Below are 18,868 nucleotides of genomic sequence, written 5' to 3'. Positions count from 1 at the left end.
TGCTGCCGTGGGTGGACCACACCTCCCCGTCGCCCTCCTTGAGGGAGACGTGGAGCAGCCCCTCGGGGCGCACGACCTCCGCCAGCCGCGACAGCACGGTCGGCAGGTCGGCACGGTCGACGTGCAGGAGGCAGGCGCCGGCCCACACCCCGTCGACGCTCCCGGGCTCGCCGAGGTCGTCGTGCAGCGGGTCGAGCACCTCGGCCTCGTGACCGGACGCCCGGAGCAGCCCCACGAAGGCGGGCGTGATGTCGGTGCGGCGCACGCGCAGCCCGGCGGCCTCGAGGACCAGCGCGTCACGACCCCCGGCGGAGCCGATCTCCAGGACCTGCGCGCCGGCGCCCAGTCGCTGCGCGAAGGCCTCGGCGGTGGCCTGCAGCGGCTCGCTCATGACGGCGCTCGCGTCGCGGTAGGCGGCCGCGTGGGCGTCGTAGGAGCGGATGGTGACGCTGCGCGGGTCGTGCCCGACGTCGTGGAGGTGGTGGACGACGTCGTGGAGGTGGTAGCGGCCCAGTGTCGTGACCGTGAACCGGCTCCCGTCGCTGCGGCTGCCGGTGCGCCCCGCCGTCTCGTCGGTCACGGTGGCGTAGAGGCCCGCGACCGTGCCGGCCGCCTCGATGAGGTCGACGTCGACCTCGACGGGGTCCGCGGCGGCGTAGTCGGACTCCAGGGCGGTGGCGTCCTGGTCCCAGCTGGCGAAGGCGGGGGCGTCCTGCGCGAGCATCAGGGTGACACGCTCGGCGAAGACCCGGTGCACGTCGCGGACGTGGCAGGCGTACTCAAGCGGCGACCAGGTCGCGGGGTCGGGGCGCTCGCGCACATCGGGCCCGCGGAGCACCTGCGACCAGGTGGCCGTGGTGCTCCGCAGCAGCTCGGGGAGGTCTGCGACACCGTGCGAGGCCGAGGTGAACCCGCAGTCGGGACATGGGCGCTCCAGCACCCAGGTCCAGTCCTTGGTGTCGGGTTCGATCGCCACGCCGTCATTCAACCAGCGGGTTCCGACAGTGGCAGCATGCGCCCATGGCAGCCGACTTCTCCGTGCGGGCGGCGACGACCGACGACATCCCGGCCCTGGCGTCGATCTACGGTCGCGAGGCCCGCGAGGGCTACGCCACCTTCGACGTGGAGCCCCGCTCGCACGACGCGTGGCTGCCGTACGTCGGGAGCAGCGCGCCCGGCGACCTGGCGCTGGTGGCCGTCGACGACGCGCACAGCGTGGTGCTCGGCTACGCCACCTCCTCGGCGTACCGTCCGAAGCCGGCGTACGCGCGCACGCGGGAGTCGACCGTCTACGTCGACCCCTCCGCTCAGGGCCGCGGCGTCGGCCGGGCGCTGTACGCCGAGCTCCTGGCGCGGCTGCGAGCCGCCGGGGTGCACGTCGTGGTGGCCTTCGTCGCCCTGCCCAACGAGGCGAGCACCGCCCTGCACACCTCTCTCGGATTCACCGCGGCCGGCACGCTGCGGGAGGTGGGCCACAAGCACGACCGGTGGGTCGACGTGGAGCTGTGGCAGCTCCGGCTCTAGGTCACCAGCAGCGTGTCGAGGCGCCGGCGCACGACGGCCAGGCCGACGGCCCCCATCACCACGAGGTAGACGACCGAGACGGCGCTGGCCGAGGTGATCGAGCCGGTGGTGAGCTCGCGGCAGAGCACGACCCCACGGTAGAGCGGCGTGCACTCGACGACGATCTGGAGCCAGCCTGGGAACGCCGAGAGCGGGAAGAACGTCGCGGAGAAGAGGAACAGCGGCAGCTGGACGAGGGTGATCTTGTCGAAGTCCTGCCAGCTCGTCATCCACGTCGTCAGCGCCATGCACACCGCGGAGAACGCGAACCCGATGAGCAGCGTGGCCGGCAGCGCCAGCAGCGCCCACCACGAGCTGACGAGGTCGAGGGCGAGCATGACGAGCAGGAACGCCGCGGCGTACGCCGCCCCCCGCAGCTGGCCCCAGGCGATCTCGCCACGGGCGATGTCGGCGGTCGTCAGCGGTGTGGCGAGCATCTGGTCGTAGAGCTTGTCGTACTTCAGCTTGAAGAAGACGTTGTAGGTCATGTCGATGAGCGCGCCGTTGAAGGCGGAGGCCGCGAGCATGCCCGGGGCGACGAACTCGGCGTACGGGATGGGCTCGCCATTGAGCTCGAAGGTCTCGATCAGCTGACCGACGCCGATGCCGATGGAGAGCAGGTAGAGGACCGGCTCGAGGAAGCCCGTGAGGAACAGCTTCCACGCCGCCTTGTAGACGATGTAGTTGCGCTGCACCAGCAGGGACGTCGCCTGGAGCGGCGTGAGCGAGGCGGCCATCAGCTGACCAGCCGCTTGGTGAGACCGGAGACGGCGAGCCGGTGGCCGAGGACGATCAGCGCCCCCAGCACGGCGACGTTGACCACGGCGAGGACCCAGTCGACGTGGTCGACGCAGAACATCCGCGACAGGTTGACGCCGTGCCACAGCGGGGTGAGCCTCGCGACGAAGGCCCCCACCTCGCCCAGGTTGGCCACGGGGAAGAACGCCCCGGAGAACAGGAACAGGGGGAAGACGACCAGCCGGAAGTAGACGCCGAACCCCATCTCGGAGGTCTGGCGCACCGAGTAGGCATAGGTCAGGGCGGCGAACGCCATGCCGACGAGCACCTGCCCGAGGTAGGCGAGCAGCGCGCCCCACCAGGTCGCGAACAGCCCGAACGGGGCGACGACGAGCATGAACACCCCGCACGTCGTGGCGAGCCTGAACAGCACGAACAGCAGGTGCGCGCCCACGAGGTCGGGCACCCGCAGCGGGGTGGCCAGCATGGAGTCGTAGACGCGTTGCCACTTGATCATGCCCATCACCGGGTAGGTCATCTCCGCCACCGCCGTCTGCATGGCGTGCGCCGCGACGAGGCCCGGCACGACGAAGGCGAGGTACGACGTGGCGCCCTCGAGCCGGTCGGGGTCGCCGTCGATGAAGCCACCGAGCAGGACGCCCATGGCGAGCACGTAGAAGAGCGGCGAGACGAACGAGCTGATGATGCTCGCCCTCCACGTGCGCCGGTAGAGCGTCCACCAGTAGTCGAGCTGGCGGGTGATGCCGTCACGCGCGCCCAGCCCTGGGGGCGGGCCGGGCGCCGTCCGGTCGGCTGCCATCAGTCGACCAGCGTCCGGCCGGTCAGGGCGAGGAAGACGTCCTCGAGCGTGGAGCGCCGCACGAGCACGGCGACGGGGCGCAGGCCCCTCTCGTGGGCCTTGGCCACGACCTCCTCGCCATCCTGGCTGTAGACCAGGACGCGGTCGGGCAGCACCTCCAGGCGCCCGAGGTCGGCGACCTTCTCGGCGCCCTGCTCGTTCTCCCCCACGGGGAAGCGCAGCTCGGCCACCTCGCGCGTGGAGTGCTCGCGGATCAGCTGGAGCGGCGAGCCCTCGGCCACGATCAGGCCCTTGTCCATCACGACCAGCCGGTCGCACAGCTGCTCGGCCTCGTCCATGTAGTGGGTGGTGAGCACGAGCGTCACGCCGGCCTGCTTGAGCCGGAACAGCTGGTCCCACAGCACGTGGCGGGCCTGCGGGTCCAGGCCGGTCGTCGGCTCGTCGAGCAGGAGCAGGTCGGGTGAGCTGACGAGGCTGCGGGCGATGGTGAGCCGCCGCTTCATGCCGCCGGAGAGGTCCTCGACCTTGGCCCCGCGCTTGTCGGCCAGCTGCACGAACTCGAGCAGCTCCTCGCAGCGGGCACGCACCTCGGCCTTGCCGAGGCCGAAGTAGCGGCCGTAGATGTAGAGGTTGTCGAAGACGTTGAGCTCGTTGTCGAGGGTGTCCTCCTGCGGGCAGACACCGAGGCGCGACCGGATCGCCGGCCCGTCGGTGGCGGGGTCCAGGCCGAGGATGCGCAGCTCGCCGCCGCTGACGGGCGAGACGGCCGCCACCATGCGCATGGTGCTGGACTTGCCCGCGCCGTTGGGCCCGAGGAAGCCGAAGGACTCACCGCGGCTCACCTCGACGTCGATGCCCCGGACCGCCTCGAAGTCACCGAAGCTCTTGCGCAGTCCCCGGGCCGAGATCATCGCCTCACTCACGAGGCACGACCCTAGGACACGGCACCGACGGTCGCGTCGCCGTCTCTCCGCCCCTCCGCCGAGGCGCCGGGCACCCACGATGGCGGCCCGTTGTCGGTGGTGTGGGAGAGGATGGCGACCGTGAGCACCCTCGACCGCTTCAGCGCCCCCACGCGGGCCTGGTTCGAGTCCGCGTTCGCGGCCCCGACCCCCGCGCAGGAGGGGGCGTGGGAGGCGATCAGCCACGGCCGCCACGCCCTGGTCGTCGCACCCACGGGGTCGGGCAAGACGCTCAGCGCGTTCCTGTGGTCGATCGACCAGCTGCTCACCAGCGAGCGGCCGGCCGAGAAGACGCGGCGCACCCGGGTGCTCTACATCTCCCCGCTCAAGGCGCTGGCCGTCGACGTCGAGCGCAACCTGCGCGCCCCGCTCACCGGCATCGGCCACGCCGCCTCCCGGCTCGGCACCACGGTGCCCGACGTCACCGTCGGGCTGCGGTCCGGCGACACCTCGGCGGCCGACCGGCGACGCCTGGTCACCGCGCCGTCCGACGTCCTCATCACCACCCCCGAGTCGCTGTTCCTGATGCTCACCAGCCAGGCCCGCGAGACGCTGCGCGGCGTCGAGACCGTCATCGTCGACGAGGTGCACGCCGTCGCCGGCTCCAAGCGCGGCGCCCACCTCGCGCTGACCCTGGAGCGCCTCGACGCGCTCCTGGACCGACCGGCCCAGCGCATCGGCCTGTCCGCCACCGTCCGGCCCCTCGAGGAGGTCGCCCGCTTCCTGGGCGGGTCCGCGCCGGTGGAGATCGTCGCGCCGCCCAACCAGAAGTCCTGGGACCTGCGCGTCGTCGTCCCCGTCGAGGACATGACCGCCCCCGGCGAGTACGACGAGGACTCCGGCGACCCCTCCCGCGCCGCGAGCATCTGGCCGCACGTCGAGGAGCACGTCGTCGACCTGATCGAGCAGCACCGCTCGACGATCGTGTTCGCCAACAGCCGCCGGCTGGCCGAGCGGCTCACCGCCCGGCTCAACGAGATCGCGGCGGAGCGGGCGGGCGCGGGCACGGACGACGGGCAGGGCGACGGGGAGGGCGAGGAGGCTGCCGGCACCCGCTCCCCCGCCCAGGTGATGGCGCAGTCCGGCCAGACCCAGGGGGCCGAGGCGGTCATCGCCAAGGCCCACCACGGCTCGGTCAGCAAGGAGCAGCGCGCGCTCATCGAGGACGACCTCAAGCGCGGCCGGCTGCCGGCCGTGGTGGCCACCAGCAGCCTGGAGCTCGGCATCGACATGGGCGCGGTCGACCTGGTGGTCCAGATCGAGAGCCCGCCCAGCGTCGCCAGCGCGCTCCAGCGGGTGGGCCGTGCCGGCCACCAGGTGGGCGAGACGAGCCATGGCGTGCTGTTCCCCAAGCACCGCGCCGACCTCGCGCCCACCGCGGTCACGGTCGAGCGGATGCGCGAGGGCGCCATCGAGAGCCTGCGGGTGCCCACCAACCCGCTCGACGTGCTCGCCCAGCAGGTGGTGGCGATGACCGCCATGGAGCCGTGGGCGGTCGACGACCTGTTCGAGCTGGCGGTGCGCAGTGCCGCCTTCACCCACCTCCCGCGGTCGGCGTACGACGGCGTGCTCGACCTGCTCAGCGGCCGCTACCCCTCCGACGAGTTCGCCGAGCTGAGGCCGCGGATCGTGTGGGACCGCGTGACCGGACAGCTCACCGCGCGTCCGGGGGCCCAGCGCCTGGCCGTCACCAGCGGCGGCACGATCCCCGACCGCGGCCTCTTCGGCGTCTTCCTCGTCGGCGAGGGCACCGGCCGCCGGGTCGGCGAGCTCGACGAGGAGATGGTCTACGAGTCGCGCGTGGGCGACATCTTCGCGCTGGGCGCCACCAGCTGGCGCATCGAGGACATCACCCACGACCGGGTCATGGTGACCCCGGCCCCGGGCATCCCGGGCCGGCTGCCGTTCTGGACCGGCGACGCGCTCGGCCGCCCGGCCGAGCTCGGTGCCGCCATCGGGGCCTTCACCCGCGAGCTGGCAGCGATGCCCCGCGACAAGGCGGTGGCCGCGGTGCGCGACCACGGCCTCGACGAGTACGCCGCGGGCAACCTCGTCGGCTACCTCGCCGAGCAGACCGAGGCCACCAACGTCCTCCCCAGCGACACCACCGTGCTCGTCGAGCGGTTCCGCGACGAGCTCGGCGACTGGCGGCTGGTCGTCCACTCCCCCTACGGCACGCCGGTGCACGCCCCCTGGGCGCTGGCGATCAACGCGCGGCTGCGCGAGCGCTACGGCGTCGACGGGCAGGCGGTCGCGTCCAACGACGGCATCGTGGTGCGCATCCCCGACACCGACGACGACGCGCCGCCGGGCGACGTCATCGTCTTCGCCCCCGACGAGGTCGAGGACCTCGTCACCCAGGAGGTCGGGGGCAGCGCGCTGTTCGCCAGCCGGTTCCGTGAGTGCGCCGCGCGGGCCCTGCTGCTCCCCCGGCGCGACCCCGGCCGGCGCAGCCCGCTGTGGCAGCAGCGCCAGCGCAGCGCCCAGCTGCTCGAGGTGGCCGCGCAGTACCCCTCCTTCCCCATCGTCCTCGAGGCGGTGCGCGAGTGCCTCCAGGACGTCTACGACCTGCCCAGCCTGGTCGCGCTGATGCGGCGCGTCGAGCGTCGGGAGGTGACGGTCACCGACGTGGCGACCACCTCGCCCTCGCCGTACGCCCGGAGCCTGCTCTTCGGGTACGTCGCCCAGTTCGTCTACGAGGGCGACTCGCCGATCGCCGAGCGACGGGCAGCGGCGCTCAGCCTCGACCAGGGGCTGCTCGCCGAGCTGCTGGGCCGGGCCGAGCTGCGCGAGCTGCTCGACCCGCAGGTGCTCGCCGAGGTGGAGGCCGAGCTCCAGTGGCTGGCCGAGGGCCGCCGGGCCCGCGACGCCGAGGGCGTGGCCGACCTGCTGCGCCTGCTCAGCCCCCTCACCACCGCCGAGGTCGCGGCCCGCTCCGTCGACGGTGCGGCCGTCGGGGAGTGGCTGGCGACGCTGGTGGCGGCGCGCCGGGTCGTCGAGGTGCGGATGGCCGGCGAGCAGCGCTGGGCCGTCGTCGAGGACGTCGGCCGCCTGCGCGACGCCCTGGGCGTCCCCGTGCCGCCCGGCACCCCGGACGTCTTCGCCGATGCGGTCGACGACCCGGTCGGCGACCTCGTCGCGCGCTACGCCCGCACCCACGGCCCGTTCACGACCGACGAGGTCGCCGGCCGCCTCGGCCTCGGCGGCGCGGTGGCCCGCCACACCCTGCAGCGGCTGGCCGCGCGCGGCCGCGTGCTCGAGGGCGAGTTCCGGCCCGCGGGCGCGGGGTCGGAGTGGTGCGACGCCGAGGTGCTGCGCAAGCTGCGCCGGCGCTCGCTGGCCCTGCTGCGCAAGGAGGTCGAGCCGGTCGAGCCGGAGGCGCTGGGCCGGTTCCTGCCCGCGTGGCAGCACGTCGCGGGCCGTGGCCTGCGAGGCGTCGACGGCGTCCTCACCGCCGTCGACCAGCTCGCGGGTGCGCCGCTCCCGGCGAGCGCCCTGGAGTCGTTGGTGCTGCCCGCGCGGGTCCGCGACTACCAGCCCGCCCACCTCGACGAGCTCACTGCCGCCGGCGAGGTGGTGTGGGCCGGCCACGGCCCGCTGCCGGGCGCCGACGGCTGGGTCAGCCTGCACCTCGCCGACCAGGCCGACCTGACCCTGCCGGAGCCGACGCCGTTCGAGCACTCCGAGCTGCACCAGAGGCTGCTCGAGGCGCTGGAGCCCGGCGGCGCCTGGTTCTTCCGGCAGCTGGTCGACGCGGTGCGCAGCACCGACGACAAGGCGGTCAGCGCCGCGCTGTGGGACCTCGTCTGGTCCGGGCGCGTCACCAACGACACCCTCACCCCCCTGCGCGCGCTCACCCGCGCCGGCACCACGACCCATCGCAGCCGGCGCCCACCGCCGCGCACCGGCCGGGGGGCGATGCCCCGCCGCGGCGGGCCGCCCGAGACGGCGGGGCGCTGGTCGGCCCTGCCCGCCCTCGACGCCGACCCCACGCGGCGTGCGCACGCGGTCGCGGAGCGGCTGCTCGACCGGCACGGCGTCGTGACCCGCGGAGCGGTGGTCAGCGAGCGGCTCCCCGGTGGCTTCGCGGCCGTCTACAAGGTGCTCAGCGCCTTCGAGGACTCCGGTCGCTGCCGTCGCGGCTACTTCGTCGCGGGGCTGGGAGCCGCGCAGTTCGGCACCACCGGTGCCGTCGACCGGCTGCGCACCTTCGCCGAGCTCGCGCCCGACGCGACGCCGGTGGCGGTGGCCCTCGCGGCCACCGACCCCGCGAACCCGTTCGGCGCCGCGCTGCCCTGGCCCGCGGGCGACGCGGAGGCCGGGGGGCACCGCCCCGGGCGCAAGGCCGGCGCGCTGGTCGTGCTGGTCGACGGCCACCTCGCCCTCTACGTCGAGCGCGGCGGGCGCACGCTGCTGACGTGGGCCGACGACGAGGGCGGCAGCCGCCTGATGCCGGCGACGCAGGCGCTGGCCGACGCCGTACGCCGCGGCGCGCTGGGCCGGCTCACGGTCGAGAGGGCCGACGGTGCCCAGCTGCTGGGGTCGGGCCAGACGCCGCTGCGCCAGGCGCTGCAGGACGCCGGCTTCGTCTCCACCCCGAAGGGCCTGCGGCTGCGCGGCTGACGGCGTTCGGTACCGGCGTAAGGTGGGCTGATGGAGACCTGTCGTGCCTGAGGGTGACACCGTCTGGCGCTCGGCCCGCACCCTCGACCGGGCCCTGGCCGGTCATGTCCTCACCGCGAGCGACTTCCGGGTCCCCCAGCTCGCCACCGCCGACCTCAGCGGGTCACGTGTGGTGTGCACGGTCTCCCGGGGCAAGCACCTGCTCACCCGTCTGCAGGGTGCCGAGCACGGCAGCGCCGACTGGACCCTCCACACCCACCTGAAGATGGAGGGGAAGTGGGAGATCTACACCCCCGGCCAGCGGTGGCGGCGCCCCGCCAAGGACGCCCGGGTCGTGCTCACCACCGACGAGCGGGTCGTCGTCGGCTTCAGCCTCGGCATCGTCGAGCTGGTGCCCCGCCACGAGGAGCACCGGGTGGTCGGGCACCTGGGTCCTGACCTCCTCGGCCACGACTGGAACGAGGAGGAGGCGCTGCGCCGGCTCGGCAAGGACGCCGCCGTGCCTGTCGGTGAGGCGCTGCTGGACCAGACGAGCCTGGCCGGGATCGGCAACATGTACGCCTGCGAGCTGTGCTTCACCAGCGGCGTCCACCCGCTCGTCCCGATCGGCGACGTGCCCGACCTGCCGCGCCTCGTACGCCGCGCCAAGCAGATGCTGGAGCACAACAAGGAGCGGGCGGAGCAGACCACCACCGGGGACCTGCGCCGCGGCCGCCGGATGTGGGTCTACCGGCGCGACCAGCAGCCGTGCCTGCGCTGCCAGACGCCGATCCGGGTGCACATGCAGGGCGATGCCGGCATGGAGCGGGCGAAGTACTGGTGCCCGAGCTGCCAGCCCGCTCCCGCCTGACGGCTGAGGACGGACGGCCCGAGGTCGGGGCTCAGGCGGCGCTGGCGACGACGTCGCCGCGGTGGGCGCGGGCGACGGCGATGGGCGTGGCGGCGACCGAGGCCTCCTCGAGGGCGACCGCACGGCTGACGTCGTGGAGCACCGAGGACAGCGGCACGTCGAGGGCCGAGCACAGCGAGGCGAGCAGCTCCGAGGACGCCTCCTTCTGGCCGCGCTCGATCTCGGAGATGTAGCCCAGGCTCACCCGGGCCTCGGCGGAGACCTCGCGCAGGGTCATGCCCCGGGTCAGGCGACGGTCGCGGAGTACGTCACCGAGCACTCGGCGAAACAGCACCATGCGTCTGTCCTTCCCTCGGGCGACTCCCTGAGCCGGGTCGTGGTGCTCAACGCTACCGGATGCCCCTTTCTTCCGTGGGCGAGGCGAGGGGCGCGCGAGGGGAACGCGTGCGGGGCACACGAGCGGTTACCACTCCCTCCCGTACCGAGAGAGGCGAGGACACCATGAAGGCAGTTGTCTGGCACGGCGTCGGCGACATCAGGCTCGACGACGTGGACGACCCGACCATCCAGGACCCCACGGACGCGGTCATCCAGATCACCACGAGCGCGCTGTGCGGCACCGACCTGCACTTCGTGCGCGGCACGATGAGCGGGATGGTCGAGGGCACGATCCTGGGCCACGAGGCCGTCGGCGTCGTGCAGGAGGTGGGGCCGGGCGTGCGCAACCTGCGCCCCGGCGACCGCGTGGTGGTGCCCTCCACCGTCGGGTGCGGCACCTGCTCCTACTGCCGGGCCGGCTACTACGCCCAGTGCGACAACGCCAACCCCAACGGCCCCGAGGCGGGCACCTGCTTCTTCGGAGGCCCCCAGACGACCGGTCCGGTGAACGGTCTGCAGGCGGAGTACGCGCGCATCCCCTTCGCCAACGTCGGCCCGGTGTGGATCCCGGACTCGGTCACCGACGACCAGGCCATCATGCTGTCCGACATCTACCCGACCGCCTGGTTCGGGTGCCGGCTGGCCGAGGTCTCCCAGGGCGACACGGTGCTGGTGCTGGGCGCCGGTCCGGTCGGCCAGTTCGCGATCACCAGCGCCTTCCAGCAGGGCGCCGGTCGCGTGCTGTGCGTCGACGGCATCGCGAGCCGCCTCGACCAGGCTCGCAGCCGCGGCGCCGAGGCCATCGACTTCAACGCCGAGGACCCGGTCGCGGTCGTCAAGGAGCTGACCGCCGGCATCGGCGTGGACCGGGTCGTCGAGGCCGTCGGTGTGGACGCCGAGCGTCCCAAGCGGGGCCCGGCCGCCGAGGCCGCGCAGGAGCAGGCGTCGCAGTTCGAGCAGGAGCGCTCCCAGGTGGCACCCGACCAGAACCCGGCCGGCGACTCGTGGGTGGCCGGGGACGCGCCCAGCCAGTCGCTGCAGTGGGCGGTCGAGACGGTCGCGAAGGCCGGCTCGATCGGCATCATCGGGGTGTACCCGCCCCAGATGACGAGCTTCCCCACGGGTGCGGCGATGAACAAGAACCTGACGGTGAAGATGGGCAACTGCAACCACCGCCGCTACCTGCCACGCCTGGTCGACCTGGTGCGCACCGGTGCGGTCGACCCCGGCACGGTCCTCACCCAGACCGCGGACGTGCCGTCGGCCATCGACGCCTACGCGACCTTCGACCAGCGCGAGAGCGGCTGGACCAAGGTGGCCTTCGACGCGGCACCGGCCGGCCCGGGGGCGAGCGGTCAGCGAGGGTAGGTCTCGTTGCGGAGCGTGACGACGAGGCTCTGGAGGACCACCTCGGACGGGAGGGTCACGGCGGTGAGCGCGAGGCCGCCGACGATCGCCGGGTCCATCATCCGCTCCTGGGGCAGCGACCACTGCTCCATCATCGGGGTGTTCATCGCGGCCGGGTCGATGATGCTGACCCGCACGGGCCACCCGCGCTCGCGGGCCTCGGTCTGCATCACCTCGGCCAGCTTGTGCATGGCCGCCTTCGAGGAGTTGTAGGCCCCCGCGCCCGCACCGACCGTCAGCGCGCTGATCGACACGATGCACACCACGTCCCCGGTGCGGTCGGTGTCGTGGCGCTGGAGGTGCCGCACGAACGCACGGCTCAGGTACATCGGGCCGTGCACGTTCACGCCGAAGACCTGGTGCCAGCGCTGGTCGTCGATGTCGACGAGGTCGTCGCCCCGGTCGGTGCCGGCGTTGTTGACCAGCAGGTCGAACCGGTCGGCGTACTGCTCCGACGCCCGGCCCACCACCTCCTCGACCGCCGCGGGGTCGGTGACGTCGAGGCTGCACGCCTCGGCCGAGCCACCGCGCTCCTCCACCGTCTCGACGGTGGTCTTGGCACCCTCGAGGTCGATGTCCCCCACCAGCACGTGGGCGCCGGCGTCGGCGAAGGCCACGGTGATGGCGCGTCCCAGCCCGCTGCCGCCCCCGGTCACCAATGCCACCCTGCCCTGAAGCCCGGTCCCCTCGGCCATGCGTCCGCCTCTCCACACCGTCAGGTCGCGGCCCGGTACCCGGCGGCCGGTACGTCAGTCGTCGAGCCGGCCCACCAGCGACGCCACGGCCCGACGCACGGTCTCGTCCACGACCTGCAGCCGGTCCCCGGGGAGCACCAGGGACTCGGCGACGACACCGTCCGGTCCCGCGAGCCCGACGAAGACCGTGCCCACCGGGTGCCCCTCCTGGGAGTCGGGGCCGGCCACCCCCGTCGTGCTGAGGGCGTACGTCGACCCGGTCAGGTCACGCACCCCGGTCGCCATGGCCCGGGCGCACTCGGCAGAGACGACGCCGTGCTGCTCGACCAGCGACGCCGGCACGCCGAGCAGGCGGACCTTGAGATCGGTGGCGTAGGACACCACCCCGCCGAGGAACACCGCCGAGGCGCCGGGAACGGCCGTCACGGCCGCGGCGAGCCGGCCTCCGGTCAGCGACTCCGCCACGCTGAGCGTCTGCTGCCTGCCGCGCAGCACGTCGAGGAGCTCGGGCACGGGCGACACCTGGGGCATGGGGGCGATCATAAGTAAGCCGCGGTGGATACCGTGGCGGCATGGCACTCGCGATCGAGGACTACGCACTCGTCGGTGACCGCGGCACCGCCGCCCTGGTCGGCACGGACGGCTCGGTCGACTGGCTGTGCCTGCCCCGCTTCGACTCCCCCGCCTGCTTCGCGGCGCTGCTCGGCGACGCCGACAACGGGCGGTGGCTGCTGGGTCCGGCCGACATCGACGACGCCACCGTCACCCGGCGCTACGTGGGCCACTCCGCGCTGCTCGAGACGACGTTCACCACCTCCACCGGCACGGTGGTGCTGCTCGACGTGATGCCGACGGGTGACGGGCGGGCCGACCTGGTGCGCCGGATCACCGGGGTCTCCGGCACGGTGCGGATGCGCCACGACTGGGCGGTGCGCTACGACTACGGCCGCATCCGCCCCTGGGTCAGCCGCCACCGCACCCACGGCGAGGAGACGATCACCGCGGTCGCCGGCCCCGACAAGGTGATCCTGCGCGGGCCGCGCCTGCCGGTGGCCTCCGACGGCCACCACCGCGACGAGTTCGACGTGCACGAGGGCGACGACCTGGTCTTCTCCACCACCTGGGTCCGGTCGTGGCGGGACACGCCGCCCCGCATCGGGTACGACGACCGGATCGAGGCCACCCGCGTCGACGCCGAGGAGTGGGCGGCCACCTGCGCCGCCGACGTGCCGCACCGCGACATGGTGGTGCGCAGCCTCCTGACGCTGCGCCTGCTGAGCCACGACGAGACCGGCGGCATCGTCGCCGCCCCCACCACCTCGCTGCCCGAGGACTTCGGGGGCGAGCGCAACTGGGACTACCGCTTCTGCTGGCTGCGTGACGCCTCGCTGACCCTGGAGTCGCTGCTGGCCGCGGGGTTCACCAGCGAGGCCGAGCAGTGGCGGTGGTGGCTGCTGCGAGCCATCGCGGGCGACCCGGCCGACATGCAGATCATGTACACCGTGGACGGCGGCCGGCAGCTGCCCGAGCGGGAGCTCGACCATCTCGCGGGCTACGCCGACTCGCGGCCGGTCCGCGTCGGCAACGGGGCCGTCGTGCAACGGCAGACCGACGTCCTGGGCGAGGTGATGATCGCCCTCCACGACGCCCGGCAGGCCGGCATCCACGAGACCCGCGACTCGTGGTCGCTCCAGCGCCGCCTCGTCGACGAGCTCGCCGAGCACTGGGACCAGCCCGACAACGGCCTGTGGGAGATCCGCGGCAAGCTCCAGCACTTCACCCACTCCCGCGTGATGGTGTGGGTGGCGTTCGACCGTGCCGTCCGCGCCGTCGAGGAGTTCGGGCTCGAGGGCCCGGTCGAGCAGTGGCGCCGCGTGCGCGACGAGGTCCGGGCCGAGATCCTCGCCCGGGGCTACGACGCCGAGCGCGGCACCTTCACCCAGCACTACGACACCACCGAGGTCGACGCCTCGCTGCTCAACCTGCCCCTGGTGGGCTTCCTGCCCTACGACGACTCGCGCGTCCTCGGCACCGTCGCGGCGGTCGAGCGGGACCTGATGCGCGACGGCCTGCTCCTGCGCTACCGCACCCAGAGCGGCGTCGACGGCCTCCGCGGCGACGAGCACCCGTTCCTCGCCTGCTCGTTCTGGCTGGTCTCGGCCTACGCCGGGACCGGTCGGTTCGACGAGGCCGAGGCGCTCTTCGAGAGGCTCTGCGGGCTGGCCAACGACGTCGGGCTGCTCGCCGAGGAGTACGACGCCCGGGACGGCCGGATGGTGGGCAACTTCCCGCAGGCGTTCAGCCACCTGACGCTGGTGCAGGCAGCGCTCGCCCTCGGCCGCGCGGAGCCACGCCGCTGAACGGCACGAGGGGCCCGGGAAGACCCGGACCCCACGTGCGTCAGCTGCTCCGTGCGGAGCCTGCGGTCAGCGGTAGACCTTGATGGTCGTCCTGGCCTTGGCAGGCTTGTAGAGGTTGTTGCCGAGGTACTTGGCCTTGACGTTGTAGGTGCCGGGGGCCGTGAAGCGGGGCAGCTTGATCTTGCCCTTGCCCTGGACGACCTTGCCGAAGTACTTCTTGGCACCGACCTTGACCTTGACCTTGCCGCCCACCTTGGCGCCGTCGGCGTTCACGACCTTGACGACCACCCGCGGAGCGCCCTGACGGACCTCCGGGCGCTTGGGGAAGAACTTCAGCTTGGTCATCTTCGGCCGGGTCTTCGTCACGTCGCGCGTGATGGTGGTGCCGCTGGGCATCGCCACGAGCTCGACCTGCGAGGCACCGGGGACGGTGAACCTCACCTCGGCCGAGGCGTCGGTGACGGCCACGCTCTTCATGACCTTGCGCTTGCCGTCGCGCACCCGCACGACCTGCACCTGCGTGTTCTTGACCGAGCCACGCGAGGTGATGTCGAGCTTCGAGAGGTTGACGGTCAGCTTCTGGCCGGTCTTGAGCGCCTCCGGCAGACCCTGGGCGATGACCTGCTGGCGGGCGAAGTCGGGCTTGAGGCCGGCGTTGTCGCGGATGTACTTGATCCACACGTCGCGGTCGATGAGGCCGGTGTCCTTGGTCGTGCCCTCGGTGAAGCCGGTGAAGTTGTCACCGCCGGCGGCGAGGAACGAGAACGTCGAGACGGTGTAGGTCTCGGTCGGCACCATCGGCTTGCCGGCGATGCGGACCGAGGTGATCCGCTGCCCGACGGGCTGCGTGGGGTCCTGGGTGACCGAGACGTTGTCGGACAGGCCGAGGTGGAGGTACGGCCGCGAGGAGCCCGCGGGCTGCCACTGCTGCTCGAGGATCCGCTTGACCTGCGCGCCGGTGAGGTCGACCGTCGACACGTTGTTGACGAACGGCAGGACCGCGTTGGCCTCGGCGAAGGTGACGACGCCGTCGGTGTTGGCCGGGTTGGTGGTGGTGTCACCGGCGAAGAGCAGGTCGGCACGCAGGCCGCCCGGGTTGACGATGCCCAGCTCCGGCTTGGCGATGTCGGCGGGCACGCCGTCGCGCAGCGCGTTGGCGACCAGGTCGCCCAGCGTCGACTCCGCGCCGCGGTCCTCGTCGACGGCCGGTGTGGCCAGGTCGCTGTCGGCGCGGGTGATGTCGGCGGTGACCGAGCCCACGGGCTGGTCGCCGATGACCTTCGCGTCGGCGAGCGCCTTGTCGACGATCGCCTTGACTGCCGCCACGCGCGGCAGCGCGGTGTCCTCGGCGGCGACCCGGGCGATGTTGGTGCCGGTGGCGGCCGTGACCGCGCCGGTGGTGGACTCGACGGTCAGGTCGATCTGGCCGACGTACTCGCCGTAGGAGCCGGTCTGCACGACCGGGCGGGTGCCGCCGCCGGGCTTGGGCGTGTTCAGCGCGTACCGCTTGTGGGTGTGGCCGGTGAAGATGGCGTCCACGGTGCCCGAGGTCTCGTTGACGATCCGGCCGAAGACGCCGCTGGTGCTGCCGGCGTCGTCGGGGGCGCCCTCGTGGTACTCCGCCACGAGGACCTGGGCCTCGCCGTTGGCGGGGTTGCCGTCGCTCAGCTGGCCGGCCACCCGGTTGACCGCGGCGACCGGGTCACCGAAGTCGAGGGCTGCCACGCCGGTCGGGCTGACCAGCGAGGGCGTCTCCTGCGTGACGGCGCCGATGATGCCGACGGTCACGCCGTTCACCGTCTCGATGTCGTACTCCTTGAGCACCGGGTTGGTGGTGCCCTTCTGGTAGACGTTGGCGCCGAGGTACTCGAAGGTCGCGCGGTCCTGCACACGCCCCTGGAGGTCGGCGAAGCCGCGGTCGAACTCGTGGTTGCCGACCGCGGACGACGTCATCCCCAGCGCGTTGAGCACGTCGATGGTCGGGTTGTCCTCCTGGCTGGCGGAGGCGAACAGGGAGGCACCGATGTTGTCGCCGGCGGAGAGGAAGAGCGTGCTTCCATCTCCGGCCTGGGCGCGCTGCTGCTCGACCGTGGTGGCGAACTTGGTGGTGTTGGCATCGATGCGGCCGTGGAAGTCGTTGATGTTGAGCAGCCGGATGTCGACGGGGACGGCGTGCGCCGGAACGGCACTGACCCCTACGATCGTGAGCGGTCCGGCGGTCAGGGTGACGGCGGTGACCGCCACTCCCAGACGCCGGCGCAGCGGGCTGCGGGTCGTCCCCATGCTCTTCGCTGACACAGTTGATTCCCCTCGGGTGTGGACGTGGTGACGCGCGCCACCATAACCCGAAATGACCACCTGCCAGTGGCACCGATGAACTATGCCGTGTCAGGTGCGCGGCGGGCCCGACACGGCGCCGCGCTGACGCCAGACGTCGCGGAAGAACTCGAAGCCCGACCACATCGTCATCGCCACGGCACCCGCGAGGGCCACCTGGCTGAGGTAGAAGAGGGCCTCGCCGAACCGGCCCCAGGCGTCGAAGCTGCCGCCGTGGGCGTCGCCGTGCGGGAGCGGCCAGACGAGCCCGGAGAGCGCCACGGCCTGCAGGGTCGTCTTGATCTTGCCGCTCTGGTTGGCCGGCAGGACGACGTGCTTGAGCACCGAGAGCCGCAGCAGCGTGACCGACCACTCGCGCACCAGCACCAGGATGGTGACCCACCACCAGATGTCGCCGACGATCGAGAGGCCGATGAACGCCATGCCCGTGATCGCCTTGTCGGCGATCGGGTCGGCGATCTTGCCGAAGTCGGTGACCAGGTCGTGCTTGCGGGCGAGGTCGCCGTCGATCTTGTCGGTGATCATCGCGACCGCGAAGATCGCGAAGGCCACCCAGCGCCAGAGCGTGGAGTCGCCGCCGTCCTGCAGGAGCGCCCAGCCGAAGAACGGCACGAGCACGATGCGCAGCGCCGTCAGGGCGTTGGGGACGTTGTAGTTGCTCGCGCGGACCTCGGGCGTGCTCATCCGCGGGCCCCGGTCGGTCGGGCCAGCAGGTCGACGCCGTCGGTGCCGACGACCTCGGCCGGGACCAGGTCGCCCACCGACGCGACACCGGCGGCACCGAGCAGCAGCGTGGTCCCGTCGACCTCGGGGCCCTGGTGCGCCGCGCGACCGACCACCTCGCCGCCGGTGACGTCCTCGACCAGCACCTCCACCGCCTCGCCGACGCGTTCCTCGGCGCGCTGGGAGTTCAGCTCCTCCACCAGGGCGGTGACGTGCTCGGTGCGGGCACGGACCTCCTCGGCGTCCAGCTTGGCGTCGTACGTCGCGGCCTCGGTGCCGTCCTCGTCGGAGTAGCCGAAGACGCCGGTGACGTCCATCCGCGCGGCCTCGAGGAAGTCGCACAGCACCTGCAGGTCGGCCTCGGTCTCGCCGGGGAAGCCGACGATGACGTTGGACCTCACCCCGGCGAGGGGCGCTAGCGCGCGCACCCGCTCCAGCAGGCCGAGAAAGCTCTCGGGGTCGCCGAAGCGACGCATCCGCCGCAGCACCGGGGCGCTGGCGTGCTGGAAGGACAGATCGAAGTAGGGCACGACGCCCGGCGTGGTGGCGATCGCCTCGATCAGGCCGGGGCGCGTCTCGGCGGGCTGCAGGTAGGACACCCGCACCCGGGCCACCCCCTCGATGCCGGCGAGCTCGGGCAGCAGCGTCTCGAGCAGGCGCAGGTCGCCGAGGTCCTTGCCGTACGACGTGGAGTTCTCGCTGACCAGGAACAGCTCGCGCACGCCCTGCCCGGCCAGCCAGCGCCCCTCCTGCACGACGTCGCTCGGACGGCGGCTGACGAACGAGCCGCGGAAGCTGGGGATGGCGCAGAAGGAGCAGCGCCGGTCACAGCCGCTCGCGAGCTTCAGGGGGGCCATCGGCCCGCCGTCGAGGCGGCGGCGCACCGCCCGCGGGCCGCTGTCGGGGGCCAGGCCGGTCGGCAGGTCGGGCGCCGCGTGGCCGGGGACGCTCAGGGTGCCGGCGTCGCGCTCGGCCGGCGAGATGGGCAGCAGGCGGCGGCGGTCGGCCGGCACGTGCGGCTCGTGCCTCTCCCCCGCGACGATGGAGCGCAGCCGCGCCGCGATGTCGGGGTAGTCGTCGAAGCCGAGCACGGCGTCGGCCTCCGGCAGCGACTCGGCGAGGTCACGGCCGTAGCGCTCGGCCAGGCAGCCGACCGCGACGACGGCCCGGGTGCGGCCCTGCTCCTTGAGGTCCGCGGCCTCCAGCAGCGTGTCGACGGAGTCCTTCTTCGCGGCCTCGACGAAGCCGCAGGTGTTCACCACCACGGTGTCGGCCGTCCCGGGGTCGGCGACGAGCTGGAAGCCGCCGGCCTCGAGGCGGCCGGCCAGCTCCTCGGAGTCGACCTCGTTGCGCGCGCACCCGAGGGTGACGACCGCGACGCTCAGGGGAGGTTGCTCAACGGTGGCGCTCAT

15 protein-coding genes are annotated in these 18,868 nt (G+C 72.8%); 5 read left to right on the top strand and 10 right to left on the bottom strand.

The features are described 5' to 3' along the window. Positions 1 to 976: bifunctional 2-polyprenyl-6-hydroxyphenol methylase/3-demethylubiquinol 3-O-methyltransferase UbiG (locus QZX64_RS07505; RefSeq protein WP_295658050.1), on the bottom strand; the 976-nt coding region annotated here is incomplete at its 3' end. 44 nt (positions 977 to 1,020) lie between these two features. Between QZX64_RS07505 and QZX64_RS07500 the strand changes: the two genes are divergently transcribed. After that, positions 1,021 to 1,524: a GNAT family N-acetyltransferase gene (locus tag QZX64_RS07500; RefSeq protein ID WP_295658048.1), complete on the top strand. Its 504-nt coding sequence runs from the start codon at positions 1,021 to 1,023 to the stop codon at positions 1,522 to 1,524. Here the strand turns inward: QZX64_RS07500 and QZX64_RS07495 are convergent. From QZX64_RS07495 to QZX64_RS07485, 3 genes are read right to left on the bottom strand one after another with little or no spacing between them, the layout of a single operon-like run. Further along, a complete protein-coding gene (locus QZX64_RS07495; protein WP_295658045.1) occupies positions 1,521 to 2,300 on the bottom strand; it encodes an ABC transporter permease in 780 nt (259 codons plus the stop codon). The genes QZX64_RS07500 and QZX64_RS07495 overlap by 4 nt on opposite strands. After that, positions 2,300 to 3,121 (bottom strand): ABC transporter permease, encoded by an 822-nt coding sequence (locus QZX64_RS07490; protein WP_295658044.1) that lies wholly within the window; start codon positions 3,119 to 3,121, stop codon positions 2,300 to 2,302. Before QZX64_RS07490 ends, QZX64_RS07495 begins: the two co-directional genes overlap by 1 nt. Next, positions 3,121 to 4,032 (bottom strand): ABC transporter ATP-binding protein, encoded by a 912-nt coding sequence (locus QZX64_RS07485; protein ID WP_295658053.1) that lies wholly within the window; start codon positions 4,030 to 4,032, stop codon positions 3,121 to 3,123. The genes QZX64_RS07490 and QZX64_RS07485 overlap by 1 nt, the downstream gene beginning before the upstream one ends. A 123-nt stretch (positions 4,033 to 4,155) precedes the next feature. On the opposite strand from QZX64_RS07485, the gene QZX64_RS07480 reads away from it, so the two are divergent. Together QZX64_RS07480 and QZX64_RS07475 are read left to right on the top strand one after the other, a co-directional pair. Next, on the top strand, positions 4,156 to 8,706 hold the full coding sequence (locus tag QZX64_RS07480; protein WP_295658042.1) for an ATP-dependent helicase: 4,551 nt from the start codon (positions 4,156 to 4,158) through the stop codon (positions 8,704 to 8,706). 43 nt (positions 8,707 to 8,749) lie between these two features. Then, on the top strand, positions 8,750 to 9,556 hold the full coding sequence (locus QZX64_RS07475) for an Fpg/Nei family DNA glycosylase (RefSeq protein ID WP_295658041.1): 807 nt from the start codon (positions 8,750 to 8,752) through the stop codon (positions 9,554 to 9,556). A 31-nt stretch (positions 9,557 to 9,587) separates the two neighbouring features. Here QZX64_RS07475 and QZX64_RS07470 read toward each other — a convergent pair whose 3' ends face one another. Beyond that, a complete protein-coding gene (locus tag QZX64_RS07470; protein ID WP_295658039.1) occupies positions 9,588 to 9,893 on the bottom strand; it encodes a helix-turn-helix domain-containing protein in 306 nt (101 codons plus the stop codon). A 164-nt stretch (positions 9,894 to 10,057) separates the two neighbouring features. Here QZX64_RS07470 and QZX64_RS07465 point away from each other — a divergent pair, with 164 nt between their 5' ends. Continuing rightward, positions 10,058 to 11,302, top strand: coding sequence for a zinc-dependent alcohol dehydrogenase (locus QZX64_RS07465; protein ID WP_295658037.1), 1,245 nt, complete (start codon positions 10,058 to 10,060; stop codon positions 11,300 to 11,302). On the opposite strand, the gene QZX64_RS07460 is transcribed toward QZX64_RS07465, so the two are convergent. Further along, complete coding sequence (locus tag QZX64_RS07460) at positions 11,290 to 12,036, bottom strand: SDR family oxidoreductase (RefSeq protein WP_295658036.1); 747 nt, start codon at positions 12,034 to 12,036, stop codon at positions 11,290 to 11,292. The genes QZX64_RS07465 and QZX64_RS07460 overlap by 13 nt on opposite strands. Positions 12,037 to 12,090: 54 nt before the next feature. Beyond that, positions 12,091 to 12,567, bottom strand: coding sequence for a CinA family protein (locus tag QZX64_RS07455; RefSeq protein ID WP_295658035.1), 477 nt, complete (start codon positions 12,565 to 12,567; stop codon positions 12,091 to 12,093). Between the two features lie 41 nt (positions 12,568 to 12,608). Between QZX64_RS07455 and QZX64_RS07450 the strand changes: the two genes are divergently transcribed. After that, entirely contained in the window at positions 12,609 to 14,396 is a 1,788-nt protein-coding gene (locus QZX64_RS07450; protein WP_295658034.1) for a glycoside hydrolase family 15 protein, read from the top strand. Between the two features lie 66 nt (positions 14,397 to 14,462). Here the strand turns inward: QZX64_RS07450 and QZX64_RS07445 are convergent, their stop codons facing one another. The 3 genes from QZX64_RS07445 to rimO all read right to left on the bottom strand — a co-directional run bounded on the left by QZX64_RS07445 (position 14,463) and on the right by rimO (position 18,841). After that, positions 14,463 to 16,694 (bottom strand): bifunctional UDP-sugar hydrolase/5'-nucleotidase, encoded by a 2,232-nt coding sequence (locus QZX64_RS07445; protein WP_295658033.1) that lies wholly within the window; start codon positions 16,692 to 16,694, stop codon positions 14,463 to 14,465. Between the two features lie 90 nt (positions 16,695 to 16,784). Then, positions 16,785 to 17,417, bottom strand: a complete 633-nt coding sequence (pgsA, locus tag QZX64_RS07440; protein WP_295658032.1) for a CDP-diacylglycerol--glycerol-3-phosphate 3-phosphatidyltransferase — start codon at positions 17,415 to 17,417, stop codon at positions 16,785 to 16,787. After that, positions 17,414 to 18,841, bottom strand: coding sequence for a 30S ribosomal protein S12 methylthiotransferase RimO (gene rimO, locus QZX64_RS07435; RefSeq protein ID WP_295658052.1), 1,428 nt, complete (start codon positions 18,839 to 18,841; stop codon positions 17,414 to 17,416). The genes pgsA and rimO overlap by 4 nt, the downstream gene beginning before the upstream one ends. Between the last annotated feature and the right edge of the window lie 27 nt (positions 18,842 to 18,868).

The organism is uncultured Nocardioides sp. (genome assembly GCF_902805925.1).
Taxonomy (GTDB): Bacteria; Actinomycetota; Actinomycetes; order Propionibacteriales; family Nocardioidaceae; genus Nocardioides.
Note: the sequence above shows the minus strand (reverse complement) of the source record. Positions and strands in the feature narration are given on the sequence as shown.

What these genes read in the sequence shown, in the direction of transcription:
- QZX64_RS07490 (WP_295658044.1), bottom strand. Translation starts at nt 3,121, where the DNA reads ATGGCAGCCGACCGGACGGCGCCCGGCCCGCCCCCAGGGCTGGGCGCG.
- QZX64_RS07480 (WP_295658042.1), top strand. Translation starts at nt 4,156, where the DNA reads ATGGCGACCGTGAGCACCCTCGACCGCTTCAGCGCCCCCACGCGGGCC.
- QZX64_RS07455 (WP_295658035.1), bottom strand. Translation starts at nt 12,567, where the DNA reads ATGCCCCAGGTGTCGCCCGTGCCCGAGCTCCTCGACGTGCTGCGCGGC.
- QZX64_RS07485 (WP_295658053.1), bottom strand. Translation starts at nt 4,032, where the DNA reads ATGATCTCGGCCCGGGGACTGCGCAAGAGCTTCGGTGACTTCGAGGCG.
- QZX64_RS07465 (WP_295658037.1), top strand. Translation starts at nt 10,058, where the DNA reads ATGAAGGCAGTTGTCTGGCACGGCGTCGGCGACATCAGGCTCGACGAC.
- pgsA (WP_295658032.1), bottom strand. Translation starts at nt 17,417, where the DNA reads ATGAGCACGCCCGAGGTCCGCGCGAGCAACTACAACGTCCCCAACGCC.
- QZX64_RS07495 (WP_295658045.1), bottom strand. Translation starts at nt 2,300, where the DNA reads ATGGCCGCCTCGCTCACGCCGCTCCAGGCGACGTCCCTGCTGGTGCAG.
- QZX64_RS07470 (WP_295658039.1), bottom strand. Translation starts at nt 9,893, where the DNA reads ATGGTGCTGTTTCGCCGAGTGCTCGGTGACGTACTCCGCGACCGTCGC.
- QZX64_RS07450 (WP_295658034.1), top strand. Translation starts at nt 12,609, where the DNA reads ATGGCACTCGCGATCGAGGACTACGCACTCGTCGGTGACCGCGGCACC.
- QZX64_RS07460 (WP_295658036.1), bottom strand. Translation starts at nt 12,036, where the DNA reads ATGGCCGAGGGGACCGGGCTTCAGGGCAGGGTGGCATTGGTGACCGGG.
- QZX64_RS07500 (WP_295658048.1), top strand. Translation starts at nt 1,021, where the DNA reads ATGGCAGCCGACTTCTCCGTGCGGGCGGCGACGACCGACGACATCCCG.